Here is a 6,524-nt window from a genome sequence, read left to right on the forward strand (position 1 = left end):
GCCCCCACCCCTGCCCAGCAACTCCCGCGCCTCGCCCAGCAGTTCGTCCAGCACCGACCACGACGGGAAGTCGCCCGTCTCCCTGTCCCCCGCGTCGCCCCACGCGAACGAGCTGACGCGCGCCCGTGCCGCCAGTGCGTGCCACGGGAGGGCGGCCTCGCCGGCGAAGAGGTCGGCCGCTTCCGTCATGGCGGCGTTGGCCTCCGCCCAGTTCTCGTTCTCGTACGCGGTGAAGCCACGCTGCTCGACCAGTTCGGCGCGCAGCCGGGCCTCCGGGCCCAGTTCGGGAGCGTGTACGTGGCCCTCGGCGGCCACGCGTTCGGCTATCCGCTCCCACAACGCGGTGTCCCCCGGGTGCCCCACGGCCGCCATCTCGCGGGCCCGGGTCACCAGTTCCGTGAAGTCGTCCGGTATGTCCCGCGAGGAGACCGGCGGCGCGGGGGCGGTCTCGGGGCGCGTCGTACGCAGGCCCAGCGGCAGCGGCTCGGCCAGCAGCGCCGGTCGTGCCACCCGCTCGCGGCGCCGGTCGCCGACCCCGGTGGTCCCGTTGCGCGCGTCGAACGCCGCCGCCAGCGTGTCCGCCTCACCACTCACGTGGGCCAGCAGGCTCTGCGCCGTCCAGCTGCGTCCGAGCGGCCCGGCGACGGTCGTCGTGCCGTACCCGTCCGCGACCAGGCGCGTCAGCAGCACCTCCACGCCGGTGAGGAAACCGAGCAGGGAGAGCGGGGCGCCGGTGGTCTCGAAAAGGGCCCGGTTCTCCGCGAGGATCTCCAGGCCACGGCCCTCGTTGCGCGACAGCGCGCTGAACTCGACGTGCAGGCCCACCTCTTCGGCCAGACCGGTCTTGCCCCGGGCGTACCGGTAGCCGCTCAGATGGTGCGAGCGCGCCTCGTCGACGCGGCCCAGGCTCAGCAGCGGCAGCAGCGCGTGCGCCTGGCTGACGTACGGCTCCTCCGCACACGTCTGCCCGCCGTCGAAGACCGGCTGCCAGATGTCGAGCGCGCGCCGTTCGTCGCCGATGCCCACGTGATGGATCGCCCGGTGCCGGGTCTCGCACGCCTCGCAGTCGCTCATCCCCTCGCGGGGCCGGGTCACCCACAGGTCGTACGCCGAGCGCTCCGCCTCCGCGGACCCGACGTGCGCGGCGATCCGGTGGCGCATGGCGGCCACCGGCTGCATCCCGTGTCCCGCCTCGCGGTAGCGGTCGCGCATCTGGTCCGTCCAGCCGCGGATCGCGGCCAGCGGGACCTCGGGGACCTGGAGCAGCGACGTCGTCACCCACTTGAAGCGCCACAGGACCTGGTTCGCCTCCCAGCCGCTGAACGCGTCGGGCGAGTCGTCCCTCAGCTTCAGCACACGGGCGAAGACGACGGGTGCCTTGCGGTGTTCGCCGGTGTACTCGTACGCGGACATCAGCTCAAGCAGCGCCGTCACCAGCAGCTCGGGCTCATCGAACTGCTCCGCCGCGTCGACCAGTTCCTCGGCGGTCACGGTGCGGTGCAGGTTGTAGGGGCGGTCGTTGTTCTCGCGCAGCGCGTCGAGAACGGCCTCCGGGGTCTCCAGCATCTCCTACTGTCCCTTCCGGGGCTCGGGCGTCGGGCCGGGTGCGGTGCCCTCGTCGTGCATGGCGTGGGTGAGCAGGCCGATGAAGGCCCGGTTGAGCAGCGCGCTCTCCGCCGCGCGGAGCGGGCGGCGGGTCATCAGGAGGGCCTGCCCGTACAGCGCCTCGACGGTGGTGACGGCCAGGCCGCGCTCGTTGATCGTCGCGGCGCGGCGCACCAGCGGGTTGAGGTGGTTGAGGACCAGCTGGGCGCGGGGCGTCTCGGACCGCAGCGAGCCGAGGATCTCGGCCCACAGCCCGTCGCTGCCCTCGGCGAGGCCGGCCCGGGTGCGTTCGTGGCGGGCCTCGCGGTTGTCGAGCAGCAGGGCGGGCGCGGTGACGGGGTGGAAGCTGCGCAGGACGACGTCGCAGTCGTACGCGCCGATCACCTCGCGCGCGATGGTGAGGAACGCGGCGGCGGCCAGTTCGGCAGACGGGTCGACCGAGTCCAGGTGCGCGGTGACGGTCGCGGGGTCCAGGTCGGTGACGGCGGTGCCGGGCCGGATCTCGGGGAGCCGGTGCACCAGGTCACGGTCGTAGGTGTAGCCGCCGTTGACGACGCCCAGGCCCGCCGCGGCGGCGATGGGCGCCACCTGCCGGAACTCCTCGACGCTGCGCGTGACCAGGATCGTGGGGTGGGCGCGGGCGAACTCCTCCAGCGTGACGTTGCCGTCGGTCGTCTCGAACGGCAGCCAGGGCAGCAGCATCCGCAGCAGCTCGTCGTCGTAGCGGGCGAGCGCCTTGACCGCGAGGTGGTGGGTGTCGATGAACCGGTGCAGGAGGGTCGGGTCGCTGGCGGCCAGCCCGGTGAGCCAGTCGCGGATCCGGGCGCCGAGCGCGTCGCGGACGGCGGCCAGCGTCTCGTCCTCGTACAGCGCCTCGCGGGACGCGGTGGGGCGCAGGCTGGTGGTGTCCACGACGCAGCGGACGAAGAAGGCCCACTCCGGGAGCAGTTCGGGCGCGCGGTCGGAGAGCAGCATGCCCTTGAGGTGGACGCGGTGGCCGGCGCGCTCGGAGGGGCTGACGGCCGTGGGCAGTACGTACGCGACTCCGCGCAGGCCCGCCGCCGGCAGGTCGAGGTCGATGGTGTCGAGCGGGACGAAGCCGAAGGCCGTACGGCAGTGCTCGGCCAGCGCCTCACGGCGGGCGAGCGGGGATCCGTGCCGGCGCTCCCAGGGCGGGGTGTCGTTGACGCGGTCGGCGGAGCCGGCGGGGCCGACGACGGTGACCTCGTAGGGCAGCAGTCCGCCGTAATGCCGTGCCAGCGCGGTCACTTGGTCGGGGCGGGTCCACTCGCTGCCGTCGGCGCGGGGCGTCAGCCGTACGGTGGTGCCGGGCTCCGGGTGCTCGTGCGACGGCAGGGTACGGATGGTGTACCGGCCGTCCGAGTGGCCGCGCCACTCCACGACCGGGGCGTCGGGATGGGCGGCGGAGCGGCTGACGACGGTGATCTCGTCGGCGACGACGAAGCAGGCGAGCAGGCCGATCCCGAACTGGCCGATGAAGTCACCGCGCGCGGCTTCGAGTTCACCTTCGGCGGCGCGCTTGGAGCTGCGCCCGATGGTGGCCAGGAAGGTGTGCACGTCGGCCTCGGACAGCCCGATGCCGGTGTCCGTGACGGTGAGGGTGTCGCCGGTGCGGACGGTGATGGTGGCGGGGGCGCCGGGAAAGCGGGCCTGGCGGGCGGTGATCGCGTCGGTGGCGTTCTGGAGGAGTTCGCGGAGGTAGACGCGGGGGCTGGAGTAGAGGTGGCGGGAGAGCAGGTCGACCAGGCCGCGTAGGTCGACCTGGAAGGTGTGGGAGGTGTGGGACGTCTCGGGATTGGGCACCTGGGAGGCTTCCTTGGCGAGGGGTGAACGTCGGGAGGTGTGGTGTGTGGCCGGGGCGGAGTCAGCCGCGGGCCTTGGCACGCCACTTGGTGAAAGCCCTCGTCGGGTCGTTGTCGATGTACTGCCAGGGGAAGTTCGTGACACGCCCCTCAAGGGCGGTGAAGAACTCCCCGGCCGCCTTCCTCTCACTGGCCAGCGAGAAGGCCATGGCGAAGGTGTTGAACGTGGGAATCCAGTCACGCGGACGCTCGTAGGCGGGATGCCGTACGGAGCGGTCCGCTGCCTCGTGCAGTTCCGCGACGACATCGGGGCGCCGGATGTACGCCGCGTCCTCGCCGCCTTCGAGGTCGAGCCAGTGCTCCAGGTGTGCGAGGGCGACGAGTTCGCCGAGGGGGCTGCCCTCGGGGCCCTTGAGCATCGACGTACGGGCGAAGCCGTGCATCGCCTCGTGCGACCCGCTCCACTTGGCGCACACCTGCTGCAACTGCTGCTCGTGCGCCCCCGGATGTCCGGGGCAACGGCTGACGGCCGCCTCGAAGCGGAGCCGGGCGGTCTCCTGCCCGACCTGGAGACCGCGCCCGGACATCTGGAGGAAGTACCACGGCGCGACCCAGCCCGGCTCGCGCTCCGCCACCTCGTACAGCTCCTCCTCGGCGACGCGCAGCCGCTCGTGGAAGGTCTGGAACTGCTCCCGCGAGACGTGCTCCGCCCGCAACGCGGACCGCGCCTCCCAGGCCCAACTCACCCTGCGGGCACCCGACACGAGCAGCGCGAGCGACGAGTCCGGCTCCGCCGCGATCACCGCCGGGATCCACCCCTCGATCCCGGCGACGTCGGCGACGCTCGCCAACAGCCAGGTGCGCTCCTGCCCGTCGGGGATCTTGCCCAACCGCCCCCGCAGGTCGGGCCAGTCCCGCCGCAGGGCGGCGGCCCGCATCCCCGCCAGATCCGGATCCCAACTGTCCGCGTCCACACGCGGCGCGGGTCTGCCAAAACGCCCGAACAACCCCACAACGGCCCCCTCATACCTGATACGACGCGCCCCCCCGGGCAACGACCGCAGATCAACTTTCCCAGGGAAGTGACTATCACGTCCCACCGACAGAGCACCACGAACTATCCCGTCTGGGCCCTTCATGCCCCACGGCGCATTTCTCGTGTGTAGTTGGGACGCCTACCCGCTAGGACCTGTCGTCCCTCCCGCACAACGCACGGTGGTAGCGGAGGTGAGCCTCACTGATGACGTGGTCGGGATGTCGTCGGAGCTCACCCACCCAGCTTTCGTCCCTGGTCGAGAGAACCGTTCCGTCACGCCGGATGTAGATCGCGAGTCCATCGAACTGGACATGATGGTTCGGGCACAGAACCAGCAGGTTCTCCAGCTCGTCGGGACCGTTGTGCGGACGGCCCAGGCCACGAATGTGCGCGGCCTCGCTGTAGTTGGTGAACCGGATCGGCAGTTGCAGACCGCAGACCTGACACTCGTCACCGTGCAGCCACTTCACCTTGGCCACGAGTCGAGCGTCGCGGACTATGCGAGCCACGTTGGTCCTGCGTCGCGAGGCCGGGCCCGAATTCCCCTCCTCGTCATGGACCTCGTCCTCCACCTCCTCCATACGACCGCTCGCCGTCTCGTAACCGGCGAGCCCGAGGCGGTCCATCAGTGCTCGTTGGTCAACATCGCCGAGATAGCTCTCCCGCAGTATTGCGACCGCCTGGGACCGCACAAACGGATCGGCCAACAACTGCCCTGCCTGCTCGGTCATTCCCCCCTCGGGGTTGATCCTGTCGAACGTCGCCGCATGGGGCTTCACGATCTCGTCGGGCGGAATGCCGTGCACATCCCACAGCCGACTTGTCCGCAGATGCCAGAACGGATATTCAGGTGTTACCTGAGAATCGGGGTGGCCGAACTCCGCCAACAAACCGCCCGTCTCGGCCTGGAACTGCCGCCACGATGCAAGACGGGGCTTTCCGGCAGCGACCCTGGAGATTCCCCACAGCAGGGCGAGGGGCTTGTGTCTGCTGGCCCTGCCGTTCTTGCTGTGGACCCTGAGATTCCGGAGTCGGCTCATGAGCTCGCTCTCCGTCAATCCCTCCAAGCCGCTCTGCGGTGGGAGCGCTGTTCTGCCGCTCGGAATGCGGGGAGCAGGCAGGAGACCCAGGGATTCATTGTCGTCCTCGGGCGAGTGCGAGCGTGAGCCGATGCGGGGGTGGGCGGCAGCGTCCCCGTCGGAACGGGGAGTCCGTCGCCGCTCCTCCGGCAGCACCGCATGCCCGTGCTCCACCCATCGGCGCCAGGATCGCGGAGCGTACTCGAGCACGTCGGTTGCCGTGAGATCCGGGTTTCCTCGGGCTTCGATCCAGGCCCAGTCGACCTGATCGTCCTCCGAGCTCAGGTCCAGGACGGCAATATCGTAACGGTAGTTGAGGAAAGGGCTTCCTTTGGCTTCCTGCTCAATCACCTCGGCGTGCTCGATGACGCCCACTCCGCAGAACTGAACATATCCCTTGGGCGTCTTGTTGCGGGTGACACTCGCAAAGAGAAGTAGCGGCACAGCAAGTGCACGCTTCTCCGCACTCGACGCCTGATGCTCTGCAACTGCGTTCAGCAACAGCGTGTTTCCCGACGTTTTTCCCACCGCTACTTCGTGGTCCACCCGGTGGTCCCCGAAGTAGCGCACATGACCGTTGTCCAGATCGAAGACGTCGTGCCAGGGTGTTTCGACCGATCCGGCCTTCCACGGACTGGAGCGGATCAGAATCGCCGGGCGACGCAGGCCGCCCGCGGCCTTGACCTTGGCCATCGGGTTGATGCCCTTGCTCAACTGGATCTGAGCGAGATCCCTGGAGGCCGTCACATGGTGAATGTTCCGGTACCCCTCGATGACCTGCTCGTCGGGATCCGTGTTCCGACCGGACCGCAGCACCTCACCGACACGCAGCTGATCTCCCACCGATCCAGCCTCCTTCGATACGTCGCCGTTCACAGATCCTGCCAGCTGGGTCGGACAATGGCCCTCGCGAACAAGGTCAGTTCGTCGCCTCGTCCACCGCCCGCAGGATCGCCGTCCAGGGGAGCTCCCTGGACGGCG

3 protein-coding genes and 1 pseudogene are annotated in these 6,524 nt (G+C 69.9%); all 4 read right to left on the bottom strand.

Annotated features, from left to right (window positions below):
• A pseudogene (locus BHU15_RS36025) lies at positions 1 to 1,566 on the bottom strand (hypothetical protein); the annotation flags it as partial.
• Between the two features lie 3 nt (positions 1,567 to 1,569).
• The gene (locus tag BHU15_RS36030) at positions 1,570 to 3,429 is read right to left on the bottom strand and encodes an HSP90 family protein (protein WP_069630948.1); all 1,860 of its coding nucleotides are present in this window, start codon (positions 3,427 to 3,429) and stop codon (positions 1,570 to 1,572) included.
• A 61-nt stretch (positions 3,430 to 3,490) separates the two neighbouring features.
• Positions 3,491 to 4,402: a hypothetical protein gene (locus tag BHU15_RS36035; protein ID WP_069630949.1), complete on the bottom strand. Its 912-nt coding sequence runs from the start codon at positions 4,400 to 4,402 to the stop codon at positions 3,491 to 3,493.
• A 208-nt stretch (positions 4,403 to 4,610) separates the two neighbouring features.
• Complete coding sequence (locus tag BHU15_RS40625; protein WP_069630950.1) at positions 4,611 to 6,386, bottom strand: phosphorothioated DNA-binding restriction endonuclease family protein; 1,776 nt, start codon at positions 6,384 to 6,386, stop codon at positions 4,611 to 4,613.
• Positions 6,387 to 6,524: the final 138 nt, after the last annotated feature.

The organism is Streptomyces niveus (assembly GCF_001723055.1).
GTDB lineage: Bacteria > Actinomycetota > Actinomycetes > Streptomycetales > Streptomycetaceae > Streptomyces > Streptomyces niveus.